The sequence below is a fragment of the Micromonospora sp. WMMD882 genome, from assembly GCF_027497255.1.
Classification (GTDB): domain Bacteria; phylum Actinomycetota; class Actinomycetes; order Mycobacteriales; family Micromonosporaceae; genus Micromonospora.
This window is the reverse complement of the sequence record NZ_CP114903.1, coordinates 608,609-632,424: the sequence shown is the minus strand read 5'-3', so window position 1 is coordinate 632,424 and position 23,816 is coordinate 608,609. Positions and strand designations below refer to the sequence as shown.

Sequence of the window (23,816 nt, the reverse complement as noted above, 5' to 3'; positions counted from 1 at the left end):
GTCAGCAGCAGAGCCGGGTCAGGGACGCGGTACAGCTCGAGCAGCGGACGGTCTCGGCCCAGGCGGCGGCGACGATGTCGGCTTCGGCGTACGCGCCGCCGGTGTAGAGGGCGCCGGCCGGGTTGTCCCCGTCGGCGCTCTCCCGCCAGCGGGCCACCAACTGCTCCGCCTCCGCGCGCTCCAGCACGTCGATGCTCATGACGACCTCCCAGCCCAGTTGATTGATTGCCCTGATCGCAGGGCATCCACAATGGAAGCACGGGGGCCGTCGACGGAACAGGGCTCGTAGGGCTGCCGGGGAAAGCGACAACTGCCGGCGAGGCAGACCCACGCGGCGATCCGTGACGAACTTGTCACGTACGGCACGACGCCCGGTCCCTCCGGTCCCGGCCACGATCCGCCCGGGACCTACCATGGTCCGGATGACCAATCCCGAACGGCGACCCGACGAAGCCCGGATCGACGAAGCCCGGATCGACGAGGCCCTGCGGCTGCTCTCCGGCGCCCCGGTCGAGCTCGATGTCGCCGGCAGACGGCTGAGCCGGGGCAGCGGCGTCTACGCCTGGTGGGCTGCCCCCTCGGTCTTTCCCGACCTTCCCGGGCCGCCGAACGAGCAGGTCCCGTCGTTACGGCTGCTGTACCTCGGACGGGCGACCAGCCTGCGGGGTCGGATCCTGCGCAACCACCTGAGGCGTTCGGGCAGCTCGACCCTGCGCCGCACCCTGGCCGGGCTACTGGTCAGCGAAGGTTACCGGACGACCTGGACCGACCGGGTCGTCCTGGTCCCCGAGGACGAGGCGCGGCTGACCGCGTGGATGCACACGCACCTGCGCCTGACCTGGGCCGAGGACGCGGATCCGGCGACCCTCGAGGGCGTGCTCGTCCGGCGGACGCGCCCGCCGCTCAACGTGCACGGCGTCGACCCCGAGCATCTCCAGGCGGCCGTGATCGCCGCCAAGAGCTCGTACAACGCCAGCAGCCGTCCGCCGGCCGAGCCGCCGCGAACGCCGTAGCCGACGATGGTCGAACAGATCTGGGACGGAGTGACCCGGCGGGCGACGCTGAGCCCGTGGGCGGCGGATGCGCGTGCCCGACTCGCCGACAGCGCCAGGCGGTACGACTGGGCGGAGGTCTTCGCGGCCGTCGACCGCGACCCGGAGCTCGTGAACTCGACACGCCCGGACGGTCGATCCTGGTACGCGCCGCTGCATCAGGCGGCCCACGGCGGAGCGTCGACCGAGACCGCCGGCCGGCTGATCGCCCGCGGCGCGTGGCGACGGCTGCGCGACGCCGCAGGAGAGCGACCGGTCGACATCGCCACGCGCCGTGGACACCACCACCTGCTCGATGTCCTGCTGGACCTGGACCGGATGCGGATGTGGTTTCCGGTCCCCGGCATGTACGGCGGGTTCAGCTACCACCTGGAAACGCGGGACGGCCCCGTCCGCCTGGTCGTCGACAGTTGGTGCCGCATCGTGGGAGGCTCCGAGCAGCGACACGAGATCACCTCCGAAAAGACGACGCCGCTGGATTTCCCAGGTCTGGACGGCAACGAGGACGGAGCCGTCGACCGCGCCTGACGCTCCGGAGGACCTGCCGCAGCGGTCAGTGCCGGTGATCCGGGCGGAGGAAGCACGACAGCAGTTGCCGGAACTCGTACGGATGCTCGATCGCCGGCACGTGCCCGCATCGGCCGAACACGTGCAGGCGGACGTCGGCCAGGTGTCCGAGCAGGGGCTGGGCCGCCGTCGCCAGCGGGGTGACCCGGTCCTCGGCGCCGTGCACGAGCAGCACCGGCGCGCGGACCGCGGCCAGCGTCCGCGCCGAGAGGGTGAGCGCGTCGAACCATCGGGCCCGGGGTGGCGGGAACAACGACGCGAACGTGGCCGCCCCCGCCCGCATCGCGGTCGCGCGGGCCTCGACGGCCGAGTCGGTCACGAGCGCCTGGTCGTGGACGAGACGGCTCAGCATGTCCCGGGCCCCGAGCGGGCCGGCGGGGGCGGCCCAGACCGCGTCGAGCTCGGCGGACAGCGTCGCCCCGGGGGCGCCCATCGTGGAGACCGCCACCACCCGGGTGACCTGCCGGGGGCGGGCCGCCGCCAACGCCAGCGCCACGGCGCCGCCCATGGAGTGACCCACCACGGCGTAGTGCCCGACACCGAGCGCGTCCATCAGGCCCGCGGCCTGCTCCGTCCACAGCCGGAGCCCGCCCCGGGCGCCCGCCGGGACGGGTGTGCGGCCGAACCCCGCCTGGTCAGGAACCACCAGACGCCAGGACGGACCCAGCGCCTGCGCCGTCGTCGCCCAGGCTCCGGACCCGGTCGTGCCGGGTCCGGAGCCGTGCAGCAGCAGCGCCGCGGGCCCGGTGCCGCTGTCCAGGACGTGGACGGGGGACCCGTCGACCGCGACCGTCCGAGGCGCCGTCACCGGGGTCCGTCGGGCGCGCTCAGGCCGACGCGGGGTCGACGGACTTCGAGAAGACCTCCATCATCGCCCGGCCGAACTGCGGCATGTCGGGCCAACCCCGGCAGGAGACGAGGTTGCCGTCCACGACGTCGGGAGCGTCGACGACCGTCGCGCCCGCGTTCTCCATGTCGCCGGTGATCGGGGGGAAACACGCCGTCCTGCGCCCCTTCAGCAGCCCGTACACCGCTGGCACCTGCGCGCCGTGGCAGACCAGCGCGACGGGGAGGTTGCGCGCGAAGAAGTGCTCGGTGATGCGCCTGACGTCGGCGTCGACCCGGATCCACTCGGGGGCGCGGCCCCCGGGGATGATGAGGGCGTCGTAACGTTCGACGTCGACCTCGGCCCAGGGCACGTCGACCGGCAGCTTCCGGCCGTCCTTCTCCACGTAGGCGTCGGAGTTGGGGTCGAACTCGTGGATGACCAGTTGCACGTCACGCAGCGTCCGTGACGAGACGTCGACGTCCCAGCCGCCCTCCTGCACGCGGTAGTAGGGATACATGGTGTCGAGCTCCTCCGCGGCGTCGCCGGTCAGGAGCAGCGCTCTGGGCACCTGCTTCTCCTCGCATCTGGGGGCGCGGGTGAGGTAGATCCAATCCGATCGAATCCGATTGAGTCAGCATTACCCGGCCCCGCCCGCCCGTCAAGCCTCCACCGCCACCGCGTCCCCGATCTCGTCGAACAGTCGTCGGAAGCGCTCGCCGGAGCGCAGGATGTGCCGACGCATCGCGTAGGCGGCGGCGTCGGGGTCACGCGCGGCGATCGCGGCCACGACCTCCTCGTGCTCGGCCATCGCCAGGTGGGTGACCTGGGTGTCGTGGTGCAGCCGGAAGAGGTGCACGTGGCTGTGCAGGCGGGCGAGCGCCTCCCGGATGACCTGGTTCTCCGCGCTGCGGGCGACGAGGTCGTGGAGGGCGGCGTCGCGCAGACCGAAGGCGCCGTAGGCGGTGGGCCCGTCGCCCCCCTCCAGCTCCGCCATCTCCGCCAGCATCCGGCGCAGACCGGCCACCTGCGCCGGGGACGCGCGTTCGGCGCACCGGCGCGCCGCCGCCGGCTCGAGGAGCAGGCGGACCTCCAGCATGTCCTCGAACCGGCGCCGGGTGATCTGGGGTGGAATGCGGTAGCCGGCATGCGGCACCCGCACCACCAGGCCCTCGGCCTCCATGCGGTTCAGCGCGTCCCGGATCGGCGTCTGCGAGACCCCCAGCTCGCGCGCCAGGACGTCGATCGTGACGCGGGATCCAGGCTCGATCCGTAGCGACATCAACTGCCCGAGCAGCGTGTCGTACACCTCGTCGGCGAGCCGGCCGCCGGGTCTTCCCGACGACGTTCCGCCCGGCGGCACCCGACGGCCCCCCGCGATCATCGCTTCGTCGCCCATCGTGACGTGCGGTCCTCTCCTGGTCTCCGTGCGCCTGTTGACATCGGTCACCACGCTGCGACATGCTGACGGCCCGACCGGATCGTATAGGAAAAATGACGGACGCCAGCCATCCTGCGGCATCGCGCAGACCGCCCGCCATCGCTCTCCACCGATCACCTGGAGCCTCCCATGAGCATGCTCGACGCCCCTGCTCGGTGGGGTGACCCGATGACCGTCCTGGCCCCCGGGCACCGGCGGCTCCGGATCGGCGACGGCTGGCGCGACGCCGCGGGCGGCGCCACCTTCGCCGTCGAGGACCCGGCCACCGGCAGGACCGTCGCCGAGGTGGCGGACGCCGACGTCGTCGACGGACTCGCCGCTCTGGACGCGGCCAGCAGGGCGACCACGGAGTGGGCGGCGACCCCGCCGCGGCGACGGTCGGAGTTGCTGACCGCGACGTACCGGGCGCTGACCGAGCGGTCCGAGGAGATCGCCCGGCTGATAACGCTGGAGATGGGCAAGCCGCTCGCCGAGGCTCGGGCGGAGGTGACCTACGGCGCGGAGTTCTTCCGCTGGTTCGCCGAGGAGGCGGTCCGCGTCGAGGGGAGCTACCGCACCGCTCCCGCCGGTGGGTACCGCATCCTCACCGTCCCGAAGCCGGTCGGACCGTGCGTCTTCGTGACGCCCTGGAACTTCCCGCTGGCCATGGGCGCCCGCAAGATCGCTCCCGCGCTGGCCGCCGGCTGCACGACGATCACCAAGCCGGCGGCCCAGACGCCACTCACCATGCTGCTGCTGGCCCGCGTCATGGAGGAGGTCGGCGTTCCCCCGGGCGTCGTCAACGTGGTGACCACCAGGCGTGCCGGCGAGGTGGTCTCCGCGCTGCTGGCCGACGGCCGGACCCGCAAGCTGTCGTTCACCGGGTCGACCGAGGTCGGACGGACGCTGCTGCGACAGGCCGCGGACAACGTGCTGCGCACGTCCATGGAGCTGGGCGGCAACGCGGCCCTGATCGTGTGCGCCGACGCCGACCTGGACGTGGCGCTCGACGGCGCGATGGTGGCCAAGATGCGCAACATCGGGGAGTCCTGCGTCGCGGCCAACCGGATCTACGTCGAGGAGCCGGTACGCGAGGAGTTCACGGCCCGCTTCGCCGAGCGGATGGGCGCGCTGTCGATGGGCCACGGTCTCGACGACGGCGTGCAGGTCGGGGCGTTGATCGACGGGGCCTCGGTCACCAGGATCGACGCGCTCGTCGCCGACGCGGTCGATCGCGGCGCCCGGGTCCTGGTGGGCGGCGAGCGTCCGGACGGGCCGGGCCACTTCTACCCGCCCACCGTCCTGGTCGACGTGCCCGACGACGCGCGGATGCTCAAGGCCGAGATCTTCGGCCCGGTGGCGCCGATCATGTCGTTCACGTCCGACGAGGAGGTGCTGGCGAGGGCCAACGACACCGAGCACGGCCTGGTCGGCTACGTCTTCACCCGGGACCTGCGGCGGGCGCTCCGGTTCACCGAGGGGCTGGACACCGGCATGCTCGGCGTCAACCGTGGTCTGATCTCGGATCCGTCAGCCCCGTTCGGCGGCGTGAAGCAGTCCGGGATCGGCAGGGAGGGGGCGCACGAGGGCATCCTGGAGTACCTCGACCTCACCTACGCGGCGATCGACCTGCCGTGACGTCGCGGGGAGGCGCTGACATGCTCGAGACCGTCCGCGGACCACGCCAACTGATAGTGGGCGAAGGGGTCGCGCAGAACATCCCACGGGTGGTGGCCGAGCTGGGCTCGCGGGTCCTCGTCGTGACCGACCAGGTTCTCCTGGGGCAGCCGGGCGTGGCCGCGATCGTGGCCGCCGTACGGGAGAGGGTCGAAGCCGTCGAGGTGTTCTCCGACGCGACTCCGGACGTGCCACTCGCCGACGTCGACCTGGCCGTCTCGGTCGCCGCCGGGGTGGACGCGGACGTGATCCTCGCCGTCGGGGGTGGCACGGTGATCGACCTCGCCAAGATCGTCGGCGTCGTCCGGCGGCACGGTGGGACGCCGCGCGACTACTACGGCGAGTCGAAGGTGCCGGGGCGGAGCATTCCGCTCGTCGCGGTCCCGACGACGTCGGGCACCGGCTCCGAGCTCACCCCCGTCTCGGTGTTGACCGACCCGGACCGCGAGCTGAAGGTGGGCGTCTCCAGCGTCCACATCATCCCCGACTTCGCCATCGTCGACCCCGAGCTGACCTACACCTGCCCGCCGACCGTCACCGCCCACTCCGGCATCGACGCGTTCTGCCACGCGGTGGAGAGCTACACCGCGCGGCCCCGGCCCCACGGGCCGCGTGACCCGGTGGAGCAGGTGTTCCTCGGTCGCAACCCGATCACCGACCACTACGCGCTCCGGGCCGCGGAGCGGATCGCCCGTAGCCTGCGCCGTGCGGTCACCGACGGCGGCGACCCGGACGCGCGCGCGGACATGTCCTACGGGTCCATGCTGGCCGGGCTGGCCTTCTCCCACGCGGGCAACGCGGCCCCGCACGCTCTCCAGTACCCCATCGGCGCGGCCACGCACACGCCGCACGGCCTGGGCGTCGGGCTGCTGCTCCCCTACGCGCTGGACGCGGCCAGGCACGCCATCGGCGACCGGTTGGCCGTCCTCGCCGGGGTGTGCGGGCTCGACGTGGCCGACGCCTCGGACGCCGAGGCCACGGACGTGTTCCTCACCTGGCTGGACGGGCTCCTCGCCGACATCGGCATCCCTGCCAGCCTGGCGGACATCGGCGTGGCCCGCGCCGACCTCCCGCGCTTCGCGGAGCTGGCCGGTGGCGTCACCCGCCTGATCCAGAACCATCCGGGCCCGACCGACACGGCCAGCCTCACCGCGATCCTCGAAGCGGCCTGGCGCGGGGACCGGACCGGCGCGTCCTGACGCCGCGCGGAGTCAGCGACCGGTCGTCGGGGACCGGCTGGTGGGCGGTCAGCCTCCGGCGGCCGGGTCGGCGAACAGCTCCCGGAAGGTGTCCGGGCCGCCGATCGCGGCCAGCACCGCCAGCGGGTTCCAGTAGTCGCGGTAGCGCGTGATCCGGCCGTCGCGCAGCCAGAGCAGCGAGACGTAGCGCTGCCGGAACGGGCGACCGCTGACCAGCGCCGTGCCGACCGCCTCGAACTCGGCGACGACCAGCTCCGGGTCGACGGTGTCGTGGTGGACCACCCCGGAGAAGGTCACGTCGAGCTGCTCGGGGAAGTTCCGCATGTGCGCGTGGATCGCCTCCGTCCCGCGCACCTCGCGGGGAAAGCCGGGCGGCGCGTACGGGAACTCCAGGACCCCGTCGGGGTGGAACAGCGCCACCCACTCGGTGATGCCCCCGGTCTCCAGCAGCTTCAACTGCCGGGCGAAGACCGCGCGCGACCCGTCGCGACGCGCCTCGGTGGTGGTGTCGGTCATCGGGCCTCCCTGGGGCTACCATCGAGGATCTGCTTCCCGGCCGGGCCGTCGCAGGCGGACAGGACAGCGTGGACGGCGTCGTCGGCGATCCGTTCCACCCGTCCGGTGGGCATGGCCCGGTCGATGTAGGTGAAGTTCCAGAAGAGCCGGTCGTGGCTGGTGTTGACCGTGCCCACCAGGTAGCCGCTGACCGAGATGCCGGCGACGAACTGGGCGCCGGAGAGTCGTACCGGGCCGACCTCGGCCGGGAAGTCGTACCGGCCGAGGTTCGACAGGCAGAGGTTGATCGGCCCGCTCGCCTCCATGAACTCCAGGAACGGCGCCGCCGCGGCCACCGTGGGCGGGCAGGCCCGGGTGACCAGGTTGACCATCGCGAAGTGCTCGCCCCGGGCCCGCCGGCGCGCCAGGTCACGGCTGACCGTCCGGGCCATCGGCCAGAGTCCCCCGTCCGGCCGGTACCCGACGATCGACGGTACGGTCGCCACGTAGCTGCCCACCTCGCGGTCGGAGACCGGTGGCGTCAGGGCGGACCGGAAGTCGATCGGCGAGCCGATGGAGAAGGCGCCCGGGGTGACCGGCCCGGCGTCCCGCGCCACGGCGGCCACCATGGCGGCGGCGAGCGCGCCGTGCACGGTCGTGTTTTCCCGCCGGCACGCCCGCGCCAGCGCGTCGACCTGCCCGCGGGTGAGTTCCCGGTGGACGAGCCGGGTCTGCCGCTGCGCGAAGGGTACCGCCAGGCTCGGCTCCACCCGGCGCGGTCGGTGCCGTACCAGGTCGCGACCGTCCCGCCGTTGCTTGCGGGCCAGCGCGAGCCGACCGGCCCACCCCCGGTGTCGCCAGGGCAGCATCCGCTCCGCCGGCGGCCGTACCGGCGCCGACTCGACGTCGGGGGTCACCGCGCCGTCGGTGACGGCGGCGGGCCGCGCCGCGAACTCCACCCAGTCGCGCAGCAGCGCGAGCACCGTCGTGCCGTCGGCGACGCAGTGCGGCACCGTCACCAGCAGGTCGTGGCCACCGGCCGGGTGGTCGAGGACCACCGCCCGGACGAGCGGGCCACGACGCCAGTCCACCGGCTCGGCCAGCTCCCGCCGGTCGACCTCCTGCTCCCACCACCGGTCCGGCGGTCCGGGCCGGGCGTCGTCCGCCGGGACGTGGCGCAGCGGGATCGGGCTGCCGGTCGACACGAACCGGGGGTCGGCCGAGTTGCCGTCCACCGCGATGGCCACCCGCAGCAGCGGGTGCCGCCGCTGGAGCGCGTCCAGGCCCCGGCGCAGGTCGGGCAGGGTGAGCCGGCCGTCGGCCCGGACCCGACCGACGACGTTCAACGTGGAGACCTGGTCGGCGATCCAGTACCAGCGCTCGACCGGGCTCAGTGGCCGGGCGGGCCCGGCCCCGGTGGCGTCCGCCGCCGTCCGCCGGTCACCGGGGCGCGAGAGGGTCATCGTCAGGACCCGGCGGGATCGAAGGTCAACAGGACCGCCTCGTTCGCCGCGTTCAACCGGGCCATCGGCGCGAACCGGAAGTACAGGTTGCGGCCGAGGCGGGGCCGCAGCGCCGCCAACTGCTCGATCCGGCTCACCTCGCGGGACGTCGCCACCACCTGGCGGGCGCGGTTGCGACGCCGGTCCTCGTACTCGCGCAGACCGGCGACCGGGTCGGGCGCGTCGGCGAGCACCGTGGCCAGCACCACCGCGTCCTCGACCGCCATCGCCGCCCCCTGACCCAGGCTGGTCAGCATCGGGTGCGCGGCGTCACCGAGGAGGGTGACCGGCCCCGCACCCCAGCGTTCGAGGAACGGACGGTCCTGGGCCGGTACGGTCACGATCGCCTCCAGCGGCGTCGCGTCGATCGCCGCGCGCACCTCGGGCGCCCAGCCCCGGTAGACCCGGGCGATGTCGTCCACCGTGCCCCGCCACCGCCGGGCCTCGTCCGGGGCCATGTTCCTCGTGCCCCACCAGTACGCCCGGCCCTGCCCGATGTCGATGAGTCCGAACCGCTGACCGGCGCCCCAGTAGTGCCCGACGTATCCCGGCGTCATCCGGGGATGGGTGAACGGGATGGTGGCCAGCCAGCAGACGTAGCCGGCCTCCTGCGGCGTCTCGGCGCCCAACAGGTGACGGCGGACCGCAGAGTGGAAGCCGTCCGCGCCGATCAGCACGTCGCCGTACGCCTCGCGGCCGTCGGCGAAGGTGACCCGGACGCCGTCGGCGCCGGTCTCGACCCGCTCGGCGGTCGCGCCCAGGAAGATCGGGCAGTCACCCGCCTCGGTCAGCAGCGCCTGTTGCAGGTCGGCCCGGTGGATGGCCACGTTGGTCTCGCCCAGCCGGTCGCCGATCTCCTTGAACCGCAGGGTACGGATCGGCCGGCCCCGGGTGGTCAGGAACCGCAACTCCTCGAAGACCTGGCCGTGCTTGTCCAACCGGAGGTCGATGTCGAGGGTACGCAGCGCGGCCAGCGCGTTGCACATCAGCGACAGCGCCGTACCGGCCGGGCGCAACCGGGTGGCCCGCTCGTAGACCTCCACCTCGATCCCGACCCGGCGCAGCGCCACCGCCGCCGTCAGCCCGCCGATACCGGCGCCGATCACGATCACTTTGGGTCGTCGGCGGTCCGTCATGATCCGGAACCTCCGAGCAGCGTCGTCCGTCGTCCTGTCGTCACGGCCACGACCTCCCTTGCCACCGCGCTCACGTGCGGCTCTTCGAGGAGTACCAGGTGGTCACCGGGTACATCGATCACGTCGACCCGGCCCCGGGTCAGGTCCGCCCAGCCGTTGGTCGCGTCCAGGTGCCGGCTGCCGGCCGCCCGGTGCATCGGCGCGAGCACGTCGGGCAGCGCGCCGCTCGCGCGGAGCAGGACGATGTCCTGGTCGGTCACGGGCGGCCGGTAGTCGAGGATGGCCTGCCAGTTGGCCCGGAAGACCCGGTACAGCCGGCGGACCGGCGCGGTCGAGGCCCCGGACGGCAGCAGCCCCGCCGCCACCGCGCGCCCGGCGATGAAGTCGAACTTCGCCTCGTCGTCCAGCTCCGCCGGGATCCCCACCACCGGCGCCCGACCGCCGCGTTCCTGCCAGATCAGCTCCCAGAAGAACCACTCCAGCAGGGCGTGGTCGTCCGCCGGTGGGCGCTGCCGGAAGTCCCGGGCGATCGGGTCGAGCAGGATCAGGTGCGCCACCGCGTCCGGGTCGCCCTGCCGCAACTGCCGGGCCATCTCGAAGGCCACGAAACCGCCGAACGACCAGCCGGCCAGGGTGTACGGCCCGTCGGGCTGCACCCGCCGGATCGCCGCGAGGTAGGCCCGGGCCAGCTCGGGCACGCTGGTCAGCGGCTCGGTGCCGGGCTCGATACCGGCCGCCTGGAGGGCGTAGAGCGGCTGGTCGTCCGGCAGCTCACGACCCAACCGGGCGTAGCAGAGCACGTTGCCGCCGAGTGGATGGACGACGAAGATCGGCCGGCGGGCGCCGCCGACGCGGATCGGCACCACCGGGTCGTAGGCCGGGGTCGCCGCCGTGCCCGCCGTACGCAGCCAGGCCGCCAACTGCTCGACGGTCGGGCCGGCGACGAAGGTGGCCAACGGCAGCCGTACGTCGTACCGGTGCTCGATCAGCACGATCAGCCGCATCGCGGTCAGCGACGTGCCGCCCAGGTCGAAGAAGTCGTCCCGGACGCCGACCGTCGGCAGGTGCAGCAGCTCCGCGAGGATCTCGACCAGGTGGCGCTCGTAGGGGTCCCGGGGCGGCGCGGCGTCGACGCGCGACACGGCGGCCAGCGGCAGCGCCCGCAGCGCGGCGTCGTCCCGTTTGCCGCTGGCGGTCCTCGGCAGCTCCGGCAGCCACTCGAACCGGGCCGGCACCAGGTGCTCCGGCAGCAGCGCCCGCAGCCGGGACCGTAGGTCACCGAGATCGACCCGGTCCGCGTCACCGACCAGGAAGGCGGCCAGGAAGGCGTCCGCGTCGCCGCGCCGGCGGGCCACCACCGCGACCTGCCGGAGCGCGGCGTCGTCCGGCGACAGCGACAGGACGGCCATCTCCACCTCGGCCGGCTCGACCCGGAAGCCGCGTACCTTGACCTGGTCGTCGTCGCGGCCCAGCCAGACGATGCTGCCGTCGGGCAGGACGCGGGCCAGGTCACCGGTGCGGAACAGGCGCGCGGTCGGACCGCCGCCGGGGCGGTCGACGAACCGTCGTCGGGTCAGCTCCGGATCGTCGTGGTAGCCGTCGGCGAGGCAGATCCCACCCAGGTACAGCTCCCCCGGCACGCCCACCGGCACCGGGCGCATCCGGGCGTCCAGCACCAGCGCCTCGCTGCCGTCCACCGGTCGGCCGATCGGCGGCAGGACGGGGAAGCCGGCCGGATCGCCGGTCATCGGATGGCTGGTCACCACGTGCGTCTCGGTCGGCCCGTACTGGTTCTCCAGCAGCACGCCGTCGAGCCCGGCGCAGAAGGCGCGGATCTCCTCGGTGACCCGCAGTTGCTCGCCGGCCGAGACGAGCACCCGCAGCCGGCGCGGACGCAACCCGAGCGCCTGCCCGGTGCGGGCCAGCTCCTGCAGGGCCACGTACGGCAGGAAGACCCGTTCCACCTCCTCGCGGTCGAGGATGCGCAGCAGCTCCGCCGGCGCCTGCCGGTCCTCCTCGCCGACCAGGTGCAGCCGGCCGCCGGCGCAGAGGGTCGCGAAGATCTCCTGGAACGAGACGTCGAAGCTCAGCGGCGCGAACTGGAGGGTGGCCGGGGCGCCCGTGCCGCTGGGTTGCCCGAGCTGCCACCGCACCAGGTTGGCCAGCGCCCGGTGCGGCATCGGCACCCCCTTGGGCCGACCGGTCGAGCCGGAGGTGAAGAGCAGGTACGCGGTGCTCTCCGGGGCGATGTCCGGTAGCGGCGGCCGGTCGGCGTCCTCCGGGGCGTCGACGCCGCCCCGGGTGTCGAGGTCCGGCGGGTCGAGGATCGACTCCACCGGCAGCGCCAGTGACGCGTCGTCGATCAGGCCGACGTGCCGGCGCTGGGTCACCACCCGCAGTGGCCGGGCCTGGGCGACCATCAGGGCCAGCCGGCGCGCCGGATAGCTCACGTCCAGCGGCACGCAGGCCGCGCCCGCCCGGAGCACCCCGAGCACGGTGGCGATCAGCTCCGGTGAGCGGTCCAGGGCGATCCCGATCCGGCTCCCGGCCGCGCCGAGCGTGACCAGCCGGCGCGCGACCTGCTCCGCGGCCCGGTCTAGCTGACCGTAGCTCCACCGGCGGTCACCGTGCGTCACGGCCGTCGCCCCCGGATCCCGGGCCACCTGCGCGGCGAAGAGGCGTACCACGTCGGCCGGTGGCTGCCCGGCGTCGGCCGTGGTCGGGCCGCCTGGCCCGGCGGGGGCCGTGGCCAGGTCAGCCGACCCGGCGTCGGTGGCCGTCCCCGCCGGCCCGGCCGGGGGCAGGAAGCCGAGGTCGACCGGCTCGTCCGGCCGGGTCACGATCCGTTCCAGGATCCGCAGCAGGGTGTCGACGGCCAGGTCGGCCTGGTCCGGTCCGACGAGCGCGCCGTCACAGTCGACCCGCAGGCCCAGCCGGTCGCCGTCCGGGCCGACGATGACGTTGACCAGCAGGGCGAAGTTGGTCTCCTCCCAGGTCCGGAAGTCGACGAGCGTCCCGTCGGCGGCGAGACCGGCCAGCCCACGCAGGCGCACGTAGTTGAAGGCGGTGGACAGCGCCGCGCCGGTCTCCTCGACGATGGCGCTCAGCGGGTACCGCCGGTGGGGATGGTCGTCCCGCTCCTGCCGGTACAGCGCCGCCACCACGTCCCGCCAGGTGCCGTCGGTGGCGTCGAGGAGGATCGGCAGGGTGTTGAGGAAGAGGCCGGCGGTCCGTTCCGCGCCGTCGCGTTCGGGCCGACCGTGGGTGACCAGGCCGGTCGTCACCGTCGCGCCACCGGCGAACAGCCGCAACGTCAGGCAGTGCGCCGCCAGCAGGATCGACTTGACCGGCAGGGCATGCCGGCGGGCGAACCGGTCGACCGCCCGGTCCAGGTCGGCCGGCAGGTCGAGCCGACGTACCACGGCTGACCCGTCGCCCGGCGCCTGGTGCGCGCGGAACCCGTCGAACTGGGCCGGCGTCACCGGGTCGAGCTTGTCCCGCCAGTAGCGACGGGACGCCGCGCTCTCCAGCGCCGCCCGCTCGGCCGCGGCGTGGTACGCGGGGGACGGTGGCGTCCCGGCCGGCGCCGGCGGGCTCGCCGGGTCCAGTCCGTGCCGGTAGTCCTGGCACAGCTCGGCGATCAGGCTGGCCACGCTCCAACCGTCCAGGATGGCGTGGTGGAAGCTGAGCACCAGCTCCAGCCGGTCGGGCAGGACGTGCATCCGGAACAGGTACAGCGGAGGACGCTCGACGTCGTACCGCCGGTAGCGCCGCTGCCGGACGTGGGCCTCGATCTCCCGCTCCGCCCGCTCGGCCCACGCCGACCCGCAGTCGGCCGCCCCCGGCGGCCGCAGGTCGACGACCTCCAGCCCGCCCTCGACCCGGTCGTGGACGAGTTGCAGGGGCTCGGCGTACCCGCCGAGGTCGAAGCCGGTACGCAAGGTCGGGTGCCGGGCGACGAGCCGTTCGACGGCGGCCCGGAACGCCTCCTCCCGCCAGGGCATCCGCAGCGTGTAACGGAAGACGTCGTGGAAGACGGCGGTCCGTTCCCGTTCCCGGCTGTGATAGAGCAGACCGAGCTGCATCCGGGTGGCCGGGTACGCGTCGACCACTCCCGCCGTGCCGGCCAGCCGGCTCCGGTCCACCCCGGCGACCAGCTCGAAGGGCGCCAACCGCGGCGTCTCGGTCCGCTCGGCGCCGGTACGGACCCGCAGCGCCAGCTCGGCGACGGTGCTGTGCCGCACCAGGTCGGCCAGGGAGAAGTGGATGCCGCGCCGTTCCGCCTGGGCGCGGATGCGCAGGCTGAGGATGGAGTCCCCGCCGATGGTGAAGTAGTTGTCGTGCACGCCCACCTCGGGCAGGCCGAGCACGCTGGCCCAGATCTCGGCGATGGCCGCCTCCGTCGGGTTCGACGGCGCGGCGCGTACCGGCCCGGCGTCGTCGGCCGGCCCGGTCAGGGCCGCGCGGTCCAGCTTGCCGTTGGCGGTCAGCGGGATCCGCGGGATGCGGGCGAACCGGCTGGGCACCATGTAACCGGGCAGCGCGTCGGCGCAGTGCGCGCGCAACGCGCCCGGGTCGAGATCGTCCGCCGCGACGTAGTACCCGACGAGGTGCGCGCCGAGCCCCGCCGCGTCCCGGTCCACCACGACCGCGTCCCGCACCCCGGGGTACGTGGCCAGCCGGCTCTGCACCTCGCCCAGCTCGACCCGGTTGCCGCGGATCTTGACCTGGCCGTCCCGCCGGCCCAGGTACTCGATCGTGCCGTCGGCCAGCCGGCGGGCCAGGTCACCGGTGCGGTACATCCGCTCGCCGGGGACGAACGGGTCGTCGGTGAAGCGTTCCCGGGTCAGGTCCGGCCGCCCCAGGTAGCCCCGGGCGACGCCGACCCCGGCCACGTACAGCTCACCGGCCGCGCCGCACGGTTGCGGCTCGCCGTCGGCGCCCAGCACGTACATCCGGAGGTTGTCGATCGGCCGGCCGATCGGCACCCGCCGCACCGGGTCGGCCGGGTCGGTGGGGCAGTCGAACCAGGACACGTCGACGGTCGCCTCGGTGGGGCCGTAGAGGTTGACCAGCGCCGGCCGACGCCCGGCCGACGCGAAGATCCGGTTGAACCGCCGCACGTGCGCCGGGGGCAGCGCCTCGCCGCTGCAGAAGACGTAGCGCAGCCGGGCCAGGCCGGGCCGCAGCGCGGGCTCGGCCTCCAGCAGGTCGAGGAACGGCCCGAGCATCGACGGTACGAAGTGGACGACGGTGACCTGCTGCCGCGTCATCGTGTCCACCATCTCGCGCGGGTCCTTCTCCGCGCCGGGGGGCAGCAGGGCGAGCCGGGCGCCGGCCAGCGTCCACCAGAACAGCTCCCAGACCGAGACGTCGAACGAGATCGGGGTCTTCTGCAGGAGCACGTCGCCGGCGTCGAGCGGGTACTGCCGCTGCATCCAGGCCAGCCGGTTGATCACCGACCGGTGCTCGACCATCACCCCCTTGGGGTTGCCGGTCGAGCCCGAGGTGTAGATGACGTAGGCGAGGTCCCGGGCCCCCGCGACGGGCGCCGGGCGGTCGCTGCCCGCGGCGGCCAGCAGGGCGTCGACCGACCGGACCACCACCCCGGCCGGTGGCGGCTCGACCACCGGCGACCCCTCGTCCACGATCAGCGCCCGGACGCCGCCGTCGGCCACCAGGTGCCGGATCCGCTGCTCGGGAAACCCGCAGTCCAGCGGCAGGTACGCGGCGCCGGCCCGGAGCGTGGCGAGGATCGCCACCAGCATCCGGGGCCCCCGCTCGACGAGGACGGCGACCCGGTCTCCCGGCCCGACACCGTCGGCGCGCAGCGCCCGGGCCGCCCGTTCGGTGAGCGCGTCCAGCTCGGCGTAGGTCAGTGACCGCCGGGGATCCGGGGCCACCACGGCCGGCCGGTCCGGCGTGCGGGCCGCCTGCTCCTCGAGCAGCTCGGGCAGGGTCCGCTCCAGCGGGTGGTCGTGGCGGGTCCGGTTCCAGCGCCCGAGCAGGTCACGGCGCTCGGCCGGGGTGAACATGGACACCCCGGTCAGGGGCTTGTCGGCCAGTTCGACGCCGTGCCGCAGCAGCACCCGTAGCTGCCGGGCGAAGGCGGCGATCGGGAAGTCGGCGTCGAAGACGTCCGCCGCGTAGTCGAGCTCGACGGTGAGGTCGCCGGTGGGGTCGAGCTCGTTGACGTAGAGCGCCAACGCGTCCTGGTGGTGCGCCCGCCCGTGCACGCCGGTCTCCGTCCGCACGCCGGGGATCTCGGCGTGCGGCGGCCAGCGCAGGTGGGTGACGGTCACGTCGAAGGGCCGGCGGGGCGCCTCACCGGTGGGGACGCCACCCCGCAGCAGGTCGCCGAGGGGCAGCCGTTCGTGCTGCCGGAGCTGGCGCAGGGCGAGCCGGATCCGGCCGGCGAGCTCCCGGGGCGACTCCGTCGGGTCCGGTCGCACGACCAGCGGCAGCAGGTTGGCGAAGAGACCGGCGACCTGCCGCTCGTCCTCGTCGTGCCGGTTGCCCAGCGGGATGCCCAGCACGACCCGGTCGTGCTGGCGCACCCGGGACAACTGGACCGCGAGCATGGCCACGACGAAGGCGTACGGCGAGTCGCCCTGCTCGCGGAGCCGGTCGACGAGGGCACGTTCGATCGGGAAGCGGTACCGGACGCTGCGCCGCCGCGCGGGCGTCACCGTCCGGTGGAACAGTCCCTCCGCCGGCTCGTCCAGCGTGGCCCGCAGCGCGGCGCGGTCCCGTTCCCAGTCGGGCGAGCCGAGGTACGTCGCGGACCGCCCGGCGACGTCGAGGTACGCCGGCGGGGCGGACGCCGAGGGTCGCCCGGTCCGGGACACCGTGGCGTAGTCCTCGCGTACCCGGGCGACGAACAGGTGCAGGGCCCAGCCGTCGACCACGATGTGGTGCGCCTTGACGTGTAGGTGGGTGACGGTGTCACTCTCCCGCAGCAGGGTCACCTCGCACATCGCGCCACCGTCCGGGCGGATCGGCCGGTCGTCGGCCCGGTCCTGCCAGGCGAGACAGCTCGACCAGGGGTCCGGTGTGGCGCTCAGGTCGACCAGTCGGATCGGCGGGGCCTCCGGCGTCACCCACTGGTAGGGGACGCCGTCGGACTCGGCGAAGCGCAACCGGAACGCGTCGTTGCGGTCCAGCGCCCGGCCGAGGCACTCACGGAGCAGGTCGACGTCGAGCGGGCCGGTGAACCGTACGCTGACAGAGCAGTTGAACTGCGGGCTCTCGGGCAGGTGCGCGGCCGACGCCCAGATGTCGCGCTGGTACGGGGTCAGTGGCGCGGGGCCGGATCTCGGCATGGTTCGCTCTACCTCCTGGGTGGCGGCGGCGGGTCAGCGGCGGCGCGGCGCCTGGACCGGCTCCCCGGGCGGCTCCGGGGCCGGACCGGTTCGGGGGCCGGGGTGGGTCAGGGGCCGGTCGGTTCGGGGGCGGGTCGGTTCGGGGCCGGGCGGGTCAGGGCCGGGCGGGTCAGGGCCGGGCGGGTGCGGGGCCCGGCGACCGCCCGGGGCAGTGCGGTCCGGCGGCGGCGACGGCATACCCGGGCGGCGCGGTGGCATCGGCGGGCAGCGGTGGGCGCCGAGCGGGCAGCGGTGGAGGCCGGACGGGTGGCAGGGTGGTGCGGGCGGGCGGTGTCGCGATCGTGGCGCGGGGCCGGCTCAGCCACCGCCGCTGTCCGCGGCGGGACGCGGTTCAGGTGACGAGCGGGGCGGCGACAACACGCAAAGTTCCCAACCGGTAGTCACAGAGTGATAATTGCATTGATCAACTCCTATATCTATCGGCGAAAATCCCCCTTCGCGGGCGCCCGCGCCCCCACCTGCCCGAAGGCACAGACAGAGTGATGACTGTCACTGAAGGTCCGCGGCGTGGCGGCGGACCGAACGTCGCGGCCCGCCGCCGTGACCGTCGGCCGGCGCGCCCCGGTCGTCGCGATCCGGCCGGTCACGGCAAACGCGGAGGTGAGCTGGTGTGGACATAGGACAAATGGCGTCGACACAGGATGACGAGCCGTCGATCCCCCGCGCCCACGCAGGACCACCTGACCGCCGCCACCGCAATGCTCACCCTCACCCGAAACGGGCCTGACCCGCCTCACGGCTCCCGGTGGTGAACATCGGCGCCGTACCGCGCCACCATGGTTCGGACGGCTTCTTCCACGACCGCGACCGTCCGGGCAGGAGTCACCGCCCAGTCCGGGAGCAGCAGGCCCGGCCAGAAGAGGTAGTTGGAGATCATCCCGAGGAACTGCGTGGCGGCCATCTCCGGATCGGCGATGTCTGCGGCTCCCGCGTCACGCTCGGCCAGCAGGTAGACCCGGACGGACTCGAAGTACGGCAGTTTGCCCTGCGAGAAGTGAGCCTTGGCCAGCTCGGGAAAGCGCGGCAGTTCGGCGATGACGATGCGAAACAGGTCGGCCATCCCCGGCTGGGCCAACAGCGTCGCGTAGCGCCGTCCCAGAACCGTCAGACCGGCCGCCAGGTCACCGGCGGGCGGTACGTCGGCGACGTCGTTCTCGGCCCACGAGTCGACGACGATGGCGTCGAACAACGCCGCCTTTGTCGGGAACTGCTTGAACAGCGTCGCCTTCGACACGCCGGCGCTGTCGGCGACACGCGCCAGCGACACCCGGTCGTAGCCCAGCTCGAGGAAGAGCTCGGTAGCCGCCCGCACGATGAGCGCGCGCTTCTCCTCCGCCACGCGCTGGTGATAGGCCGACGGTGCTGGGGTCATGTGCCCATCCTAGCGAGGTGAGTGGGTTGACTCACCACTCGCCGGGGCGTAACTTCGGCATGGTGAGTCGCTCGACTCACCACCCGTTTTCGGGTAGTCGTCTCTCGCACGTACCCGGAGGACCTGATGTCCCGCTTCACCGACCAGACCGTTCTCGTGACCGGCGGCGCCGGCGGGCAGGGAGCCAGCCACGTACGCGCCCTGCACGCCGACGGCGCCAACGTCGTCATCGCCGACGTCAATGCCGAGCGTGGCGCCCGCCTCGCCGCCGAGTTGGGAGACGGGGCGCGTTTCGTCCGCCTCGACGTGTCCCAGGAGGAGTCGTGGGTCACCGCCGTCGCGGAGACCGAGCAGGTCTTCGGCGCGCTCACGATCCTGGTCAACAACGCCGGGGTGCAGCACCCGCCGGCCCCCATCGAGGCCACCGACCGGGCCGTGTGGGCCCGCATCCTCGACATCAACCTCACCGGCGCCTTCCTCGGCATCAAGGCAGCCGCCCCGGCGCTACGGCGCGCGGGGGGAGGAACGATCATCAACATCGCCTCCACCATGGGCATCGGCGGCACCGCCCGCTATGCGCCCTACGTCGCCAGCAAATGGGCGGTTCGAGGACTCACCCGGACCGCAGCCCTCGAGTTGGGTCGCGACAACATCCGCGTCAACGCGATCCACCCCGGCGTCGTCGCCACCCCGTTCATCACCGAGCCGGCAGCCGGCGGCGACGCCGCGATCGCCGACTTCTACTCGCCCGAGCCGTACGCCGTCCCGCGACTCGGGCAGCCCGCCGACATCACCGCGCTGCTGTTGTTCCTCGCCTCGCCGGACGCGACCTTCATCACCGGCGCCGAGTACGTCATCGACGGAGGGCTGCTCCTCGGCCCCGCGCTGCGGAAGGAAGCCGCGTGAACGCCGCAGACCAGCACGGCGAGCCTGACCGCAGATCCGGGCTGATCGGGGTGGTGATACAGGTCGGGGGCATGGTCACAGCCAGTCGTGTTCGCGGGCGTAGCGGGCCGCCTCGTGGCGGGTCCGGGTCTGGGTCTTGCGCATCGCGTTGGACAGATAGTTACGTACGGTGCCCGGCGCGAGGTGCAGGCGGGCGGCGATCTCGGTGACCGCGTAGCCCTCGCCGGTGACCCGCAGCACGTCGACTTCCCGGTCGGTCAGCGGGCAGTCCTCGGTGACGGCGAGCGCGGAGACGTCCGGGTCGATCCAGCGTCTCCCCGCGTGCAGGGTGGCGATGACCGAGGTGATGTGAGCGGGCTCGGCGGACTTGCTGACGAAGCCCTGGACACCGAGCCGCAGCGCCTTGCGCAGCACGCCGGGGCGGGCGTGTCGGGTCAGCATGAGGATCACCTGCTCCGGTCGCGCGCCACGGATCTGCGCGACCGCGTCGAGGCCGTCCACGCCCGGCATCTCCAGGTCGATGACCAGCACGTCGGGCCGGTGCCGCAGGGTCGCCTCGACCGCCGACCGGCCGTCGTCGGCCTCTGCGCGAGCCGGTGCTGCGGCGGCTCGTCGCGCGAGGGGACATCGACCAGGAGACCCGTAGGGTTCTCGGCCTGTTCAGGTCCACCGCTCTGCGGGAAGGACGGACCGAGCGCCGGGCCCGTCTCCTCGCCGACGTCCGACAGGTGCTCGTGGACGGCGTGGAGCCGAACGCGCGGGTCGCCGCGCTCACGGCCCTGGTCTCGGCGAGCGGAACGCTCCCGCAGTTCCATCGCGAGATCCCCTGGACGTCGTCGGTGATCACACGGGCCAAGGAGCTCGAACGCGGCGACTGGGGCGCCGACGTCGCGTCGGCGGCCGTGACCCGCACCGTGACGGCCACCGTGGTGAACAGCGCCATCGTGGCGATCACCGTACTTCCGCGGGGCCAGGCGCCGGAGTGACGCGACGGTGTCGTCCGCCACGTCACGCCCGGCAGGCTTGCATCTCACATGAATGGGGCCGCTGGTGGCGGGTCTCCGCCACCAGCGGCCACACCGGCTCGGGCGGAAACCTCGATCAGTCACGCGACCCGGTCGTGACGTGGTCCGAGCCGCGCTACGCCCAGGGGTTGAACGGGATACCGCCGGGTTTGGTGTCGTTGAGCAGGATCCTGAACCGGTCCTGGTTGTCGGTGATCTTGATGGTGGCGGCGCCGAAGTCCGCCCACATCAGCCTGTCCCGCAGCCAGGTGCTGGGCCAGCCGTTCCAGTCGACCAGGGTGGGGTACCGCCAGTTGCGATAGTGGTTCTCCGGCGGCTCGTCGCCGCTGTTCGCGAGTCGGAAGAGGTGCGAACCGCCCGCGCCCTCCTTGTGATACACGATCTTGGGGTGGGTCCCGTCGAACCGGACCGCCGAACGGTGATGCGTCTGCTGACTGTTGTGTACCGTGCGGGAGACGTACTCGACCTGGTTGGCCGACTGGTTGACCCACGAGATGACGTGTTCCCAGTCGTGCCGGTGGCCACAGCAGCCCTGTGCGTTCTGGTCCTTTTCGAAGTAGCTCGCGTAGACGATGGCGCACCAGCCGTTGTTGCACGTCGACCGCGCGTAGCTCTGGGTCCGGTCGAGGTCGAACTGGTCACGGCAGTTGCCGTTGACCGCTCCCGTGGTGTTGAGCCCGGGGTTGAGGGTCCCGTCGGGCGCGATGGCGGCGACGGGGTAGCAACCGTCGGTGTCGTAGTCGTAGGCGGGCGCGAACGACGCCTCGTACCCCCCGGCGCGGTAGGGGAGATTGGGCAGGTTCTCGGCTCGCGCCGCCGTGGGGCTCAGGCCCACCAGCAGCGCCGCCGTGCCGAGGACCGCCACCGAGGACCGCTTGCGGATGGCGAATCGGGAGCGCGCCGGGCGGGCGGTCGGCGTGGGTGGAGCGGACCTGTCCGAGGTGGCCGGTCTGATCGATCTCGCCGATCTGACGGCGAGGGCCAGGAGCTGTGACCGGTACATAACTGCCTCCTTGTTTCTGCTGGGATCGTCGATGGTCGGGGGTCGACCGGCGCCGGACGATGGCGTCGACTTTCCGAGTCAGGATCCGGCGCGCCGAGTGGGCGAGACATCCGCGAGCTGGCGGAGGTTTTATCCCTATACGTCGATGACTGTCCGATATCCGGCATCCGGCGCTGTGGCGCTCCTGAGCCGGCAGGGCCCCGGCGGGCAGGCTGCTCCAGCCCGTACCGTCCACCCGGTCCGAAGGTCGGCTGTCGGCCCGTGAAGGCGGTACGCGTCGGGGCGCAGGCTCGCGGTGATCCTCCTCAAGAGGGATCCCGGGCCGAGGCCCGCGGGGAGGCCGCCCGGGCCCGGCGCGAGACCCCCTTCAACGTTCGAGGCCCCGGCGAGGCCGATATCGACGGCCCCGGTTGTCGCTGCGCATCGTCCGTGATGGCGGCCGTGGGTCCTGGGGTGTCGTTCAGAGGTCGCGCCAGTCGTCGAACCACCGCTCGGTTACGGTCTTCGGGCTGGTGAGCAGGCGCGGGATGCGTCGGAGGCCGCGCGGTGCGTACAGTTTCGGGTCGGACTTGGGGTGGGCCGGATAGATCCGGCGCAGGGAACGGGATCGAGACAGCGACCACATGACTGCGGACAAAATTACAGAAACCGATCAAAACCGCATCGACCAGGCCCGACTGGAGACCTGTCTCAGCGTCTTCGAGGCGTTGGAGGACCTGCCTCCCGATCACCCCGACGTGGTGCGGGTGCAGCGCGCCACCGCGAAGCTCTACAAAATGATCAAGCAGCGGCGACGCGAGGAACGGCGGGATGCCATCGCAGCGGCCGACCGTGCGGTGACGGCGGCCACCGCCACCGGCGCCCCAGGCCGGATCGACGACGAGACCCAGGGCAACCCGCTCTCCTCCCCCACCGTAGGTGCCACGGCCGGCGTCCTGCACAAGCCGCGCGGCTGCTACATCTGCAAGCAGCGCTACCGCGATGTGGACGCCTTCTACCATCAGCTCTGCCCGCCCTGCGCCGCACTGAACCGGGAACGCCGCAACGCCCGCACCGACCTGACCGGCCGACGCGCGCTGCTCACCGGCGGCCGGGCGAAGATCGGCATGTACATCGCGCTGCGGCTGCTGCGCGACGGCGCGCACACCACGGTGACCACACGGTTTCCCCACGACGCGGTCCGCCGATTCGCCGCGATGCCCGACAGCGGGGAGTGGCTCCACCGCCTGCGAGTCGTCGGAATCGACCTGCGCGACCCCGCTCAGGTAATCGCCCTCGCTGACTCGGTCAGCAGCCAGGGACCACTCGACATCCTGATCAACAACGCGGCGCAGACCGTCCGCCGCACGCCTGCGGCGTACGCGCAACTCATCGCCGCGGAGGCGGCGGCCCTGCCGGACGGCCCACTGCCGGAGATGATCACATTCGCCAAACCGGCCGGCCAGGGTGACCCGGCGGGCAGCCTGACAGCCCCACTGAATTCGCCCACCATCACCCCGCACGCGCTCACAGCGCTCGCGCTGACCAGCGGCTCCGCCTCGCCGGAACGGATCGCGACAGCCAGCGCCATCGACGCCGGCGGCCTGGTGCCGGACCTCGACCCGGTCAACAGTTGGGTGCAGCGGGTGCACGAAGTGAACCCGGTCGAGCTGCTCGAAGTACAGCTGTGCAACGTGACCGCACCGTTCGTGCTGGTCAGCCGACTGCGACCGGCGATGGCCGCAGCGAACGCCCGCCGCAAGTACGTGGTGAACGTGTCGGCGATGGAGGGCCAGTTCGCCCGCGGCTACAAAGGGCCAGGGCACCCACACACCAACATGGCCAAGGCCGCGCTGAACATGCTGACCCGCACCAGCGCTCAGGAGATGCTGGCCGACGGCATCCTCATGACCAGCGTCGACACCGGCTGGATCACCGACGAACGGCCACACCCGACGAAGATGAGGCTGGCGGACGCCGGCTTCCACGCCCCGCTGGACCTCGTCGACGGCGCGGCCCGGGTCTACGACCCGATCGTCCGCGGCGAACAGGGCGAAGACCTGTACGGCTGCTTCCTCAAGGACTACACACCCTGCGCCTGGTGATCGGTGCTGCCCCACCGCAAACCTCATCAACGCAGGGACCGGGACAGGCAGGGCGATTACGTGGTCGGCTGACCGGCCGCTGATCAGGGATTTCGAGGCGAGTTCGGCCGCCGGGGGTAGCTCAGTATCACCGTTCGCTGCCCGACCAAGTCCCGTGGGGACACGTTCCG

Annotated in this window: 18 protein-coding genes and 1 pseudogene; 7 read left to right on the top strand and 12 right to left on the bottom strand. The window is 72.9% G+C overall.

Annotated elements, in window-relative coordinates:
- Position 1: 1 nt before the first annotated feature.
- Positions 2-199: a DUF6229 family protein gene (locus O7606_RS02705; RefSeq protein WP_281597381.1), complete on the bottom strand. Its 198-nt coding sequence runs from the start codon at positions 197-199 to the stop codon at positions 2-4.
- 223 nt (positions 200-422) lie between these two features.
- On the opposite strand from O7606_RS02705, the gene O7606_RS02700 reads away from it, so the two are divergent.
- Together O7606_RS02700 and O7606_RS02695 are read left to right on the top strand one after the other, a co-directional pair.
- Positions 423-1,013 (top strand): GIY-YIG nuclease family protein, encoded by a 591-nt coding sequence (locus O7606_RS02700; RefSeq protein ID WP_281597380.1) that lies wholly within the window; start codon positions 423-425, stop codon positions 1,011-1,013.
- A 6-nt stretch (positions 1,014-1,019) separates the two neighbouring features.
- Entirely contained in the window at positions 1,020-1,580 is a 561-nt protein-coding gene (locus tag O7606_RS02695; RefSeq protein ID WP_281597379.1) for an ankyrin repeat domain-containing protein, read from the top strand.
- A 25-nt stretch (positions 1,581-1,605) separates the two neighbouring features.
- On the opposite strand, the gene O7606_RS02690 is transcribed toward O7606_RS02695, so the two are convergent.
- The 3 genes from O7606_RS02690 to O7606_RS02680 form a co-directional block, all read right to left on the bottom strand.
- Complete coding sequence (locus O7606_RS02690) at positions 1,606-2,427, bottom strand: alpha/beta fold hydrolase (RefSeq protein ID WP_281597378.1); 822 nt, start codon at positions 2,425-2,427, stop codon at positions 1,606-1,608.
- A 19-nt stretch (positions 2,428-2,446) separates the two neighbouring features.
- Positions 2,447-3,016 carry a DJ-1/PfpI family protein gene (locus O7606_RS02685; protein ID WP_281597377.1) on the bottom strand — a complete coding sequence of 190 codons (570 nt, stop codon included), beginning with the start codon at positions 3,014-3,016 and terminating at the stop codon, positions 2,447-2,449.
- A 90-nt stretch (positions 3,017-3,106) separates the two neighbouring features.
- Positions 3,107-3,844 carry a GntR family transcriptional regulator gene (locus tag O7606_RS02680; protein ID WP_281597376.1) on the bottom strand — a complete coding sequence of 246 codons (738 nt, stop codon included), beginning with the start codon at positions 3,842-3,844 and terminating at the stop codon, positions 3,107-3,109.
- A gap of 171 nt (positions 3,845-4,015) precedes the next feature.
- Here O7606_RS02680 and O7606_RS02675 point away from each other — a divergent pair, with 171 nt between their 5' ends.
- Entirely contained in the window at positions 4,016-5,503 is a 1,488-nt protein-coding gene (locus tag O7606_RS02675) for an NAD-dependent succinate-semialdehyde dehydrogenase (protein ID WP_281597375.1), read from the top strand.
- A gap of 20 nt (positions 5,504-5,523) precedes the next feature.
- Entirely contained in the window at positions 5,524-6,741 is a 1,218-nt protein-coding gene (locus O7606_RS02670; protein ID WP_281597374.1) for an iron-containing alcohol dehydrogenase, read from the top strand.
- 48 nt (positions 6,742-6,789) lie between these two features.
- On the opposite strand, the gene O7606_RS02665 is transcribed toward O7606_RS02670, so the two are convergent.
- The 5 genes from O7606_RS02665 to O7606_RS02645 all read right to left on the bottom strand — a co-directional run bounded on the left by O7606_RS02665 (position 6,790) and on the right by O7606_RS02645 (position 18,628).
- A complete protein-coding gene (locus tag O7606_RS02665) occupies positions 6,790-7,257 on the bottom strand; it encodes a nuclear transport factor 2 family protein (protein ID WP_281597373.1) in 468 nt (155 codons plus the stop codon).
- Positions 7,254-8,699 (bottom strand): condensation domain-containing protein, encoded by a 1,446-nt coding sequence (locus O7606_RS02660; protein WP_281597372.1) that lies wholly within the window; start codon positions 8,697-8,699, stop codon positions 7,254-7,256. Before O7606_RS02660 ends, O7606_RS02665 begins: the two co-directional genes overlap by 4 nt.
- A 2-nt stretch (positions 8,700-8,701) precedes the next feature.
- Positions 8,702-9,874, bottom strand: coding sequence for an FAD-dependent monooxygenase (locus tag O7606_RS02655; protein ID WP_281597371.1), 1,173 nt, complete (start codon positions 9,872-9,874; stop codon positions 8,702-8,704).
- Positions 9,871-17,196 (bottom strand): non-ribosomal peptide synthetase, encoded by a 7,326-nt coding sequence (locus O7606_RS02650; RefSeq protein WP_281597370.1) that lies wholly within the window; start codon positions 17,194-17,196, stop codon positions 9,871-9,873. The genes O7606_RS02655 and O7606_RS02650 overlap by 4 nt, the downstream gene beginning before the upstream one ends.
- A gap of 793 nt (positions 17,197-17,989) precedes the next feature.
- Entirely contained in the window at positions 17,990-18,628 is a 639-nt protein-coding gene (locus tag O7606_RS02645) for a TetR/AcrR family transcriptional regulator (RefSeq protein WP_281597369.1), read from the bottom strand.
- Between the two features lie 126 nt (positions 18,629-18,754).
- Here O7606_RS02645 and O7606_RS02640 point away from each other — a divergent pair, with 126 nt between their 5' ends.
- Positions 18,755-19,534 carry a glucose 1-dehydrogenase gene (locus O7606_RS02640; RefSeq protein WP_281597368.1) on the top strand — a complete coding sequence of 260 codons (780 nt, stop codon included), beginning with the start codon at positions 18,755-18,757 and terminating at the stop codon, positions 19,532-19,534.
- Between the two features lie 75 nt (positions 19,535-19,609).
- Here the strand turns inward: O7606_RS02640 and O7606_RS02635 are convergent, their stop codons facing one another.
- Positions 19,610-19,795 carry a LuxR C-terminal-related transcriptional regulator gene (locus O7606_RS02635; RefSeq protein WP_281599475.1) on the bottom strand — a complete coding sequence of 62 codons (186 nt, stop codon included), beginning with the start codon at positions 19,793-19,795 and terminating at the stop codon, positions 19,610-19,612.
- A gap of 84 nt (positions 19,796-19,879) precedes the next feature.
- A pseudogene (locus O7606_RS02630) lies at positions 19,880-20,110 on the bottom strand (response regulator transcription factor); the annotation flags it as partial.
- Between the two features lie 20 nt (positions 20,111-20,130).
- Between O7606_RS02630 and O7606_RS02625 the strand changes: the two are divergent.
- Positions 20,131-20,520: a GPP34 family phosphoprotein gene (locus O7606_RS02625; RefSeq protein WP_348651132.1), complete on the top strand. Its 390-nt coding sequence runs from the start codon at positions 20,131-20,133 to the stop codon at positions 20,518-20,520.
- Positions 20,521-20,674: 154 nt separating this feature from the next.
- Here the strand turns inward: O7606_RS02625 and O7606_RS02620 are convergent, their stop codons facing one another.
- Complete coding sequence (locus tag O7606_RS02620; RefSeq protein ID WP_281597367.1) at positions 20,675-21,424, bottom strand: NPP1 family protein; 750 nt, start codon at positions 21,422-21,424, stop codon at positions 20,675-20,677.
- A 761-nt stretch (positions 21,425-22,185) separates the two neighbouring features.
- Between O7606_RS02620 and O7606_RS02615 the strand changes: the two genes are divergently transcribed.
- Positions 22,186-23,646: an SDR family oxidoreductase gene (locus O7606_RS02615; RefSeq protein WP_281597366.1), complete on the top strand. Its 1,461-nt coding sequence runs from the start codon at positions 22,186-22,188 to the stop codon at positions 23,644-23,646.
- Positions 23,647-23,816: the final 170 nt, after the last annotated feature.

Bases quoted from the DNA above. Each gene is read 5' to 3' on its own strand.
- O7606_RS02615 (WP_281597366.1), top strand. From the start codon at position 22,186: ATGACTGCGGACAAAATTACAGAAACCGATCAAAACCGCATCGACCAG.
- O7606_RS02645 (WP_281597369.1), bottom strand. From the start codon at position 18,628: ATGACCCCAGCACCGTCGGCCTATCACCAGCGCGTGGCGGAGGAGAAG.
- O7606_RS02675 (WP_281597375.1), top strand. From the start codon at position 4,016: ATGAGCATGCTCGACGCCCCTGCTCGGTGGGGTGACCCGATGACCGTC.
- O7606_RS02660 (WP_281597372.1), bottom strand. From the start codon at position 8,699: ATGACCCTCTCGCGCCCCGGTGACCGGCGGACGGCGGCGGACGCCACC.
- O7606_RS02650 (WP_281597370.1), bottom strand. From the start codon at position 17,196: ATGCCGAGATCCGGCCCCGCGCCACTGACCCCGTACCAGCGCGACATC.
- O7606_RS02670 (WP_281597374.1), top strand. From the start codon at position 5,524: ATGCTCGAGACCGTCCGCGGACCACGCCAACTGATAGTGGGCGAAGGG.
- O7606_RS02655 (WP_281597371.1), bottom strand. From the start codon at position 9,874: ATGACGGACCGCCGACGACCCAAAGTGATCGTGATCGGCGCCGGTATC.
- O7606_RS02640 (WP_281597368.1), top strand. From the start codon at position 18,755: ATGTCCCGCTTCACCGACCAGACCGTTCTCGTGACCGGCGGCGCCGGC.
- O7606_RS02695 (WP_281597379.1), top strand. From the start codon at position 1,020: ATGGTCGAACAGATCTGGGACGGAGTGACCCGGCGGGCGACGCTGAGC.
- O7606_RS02700 (WP_281597380.1), top strand. From the start codon at position 423: ATGACCAATCCCGAACGGCGACCCGACGAAGCCCGGATCGACGAAGCC.
- O7606_RS02680 (WP_281597376.1), bottom strand. From the start codon at position 3,844: ATGGGCGACGAAGCGATGATCGCGGGGGGCCGTCGGGTGCCGCCGGGC.
- O7606_RS02665 (WP_281597373.1), bottom strand. From the start codon at position 7,257: ATGACCGACACCACCACCGAGGCGCGTCGCGACGGGTCGCGCGCGGTC.
- O7606_RS02705 (WP_281597381.1), bottom strand. From the start codon at position 199: ATGAGCATCGACGTGCTGGAGCGCGCGGAGGCGGAGCAGTTGGTGGCC.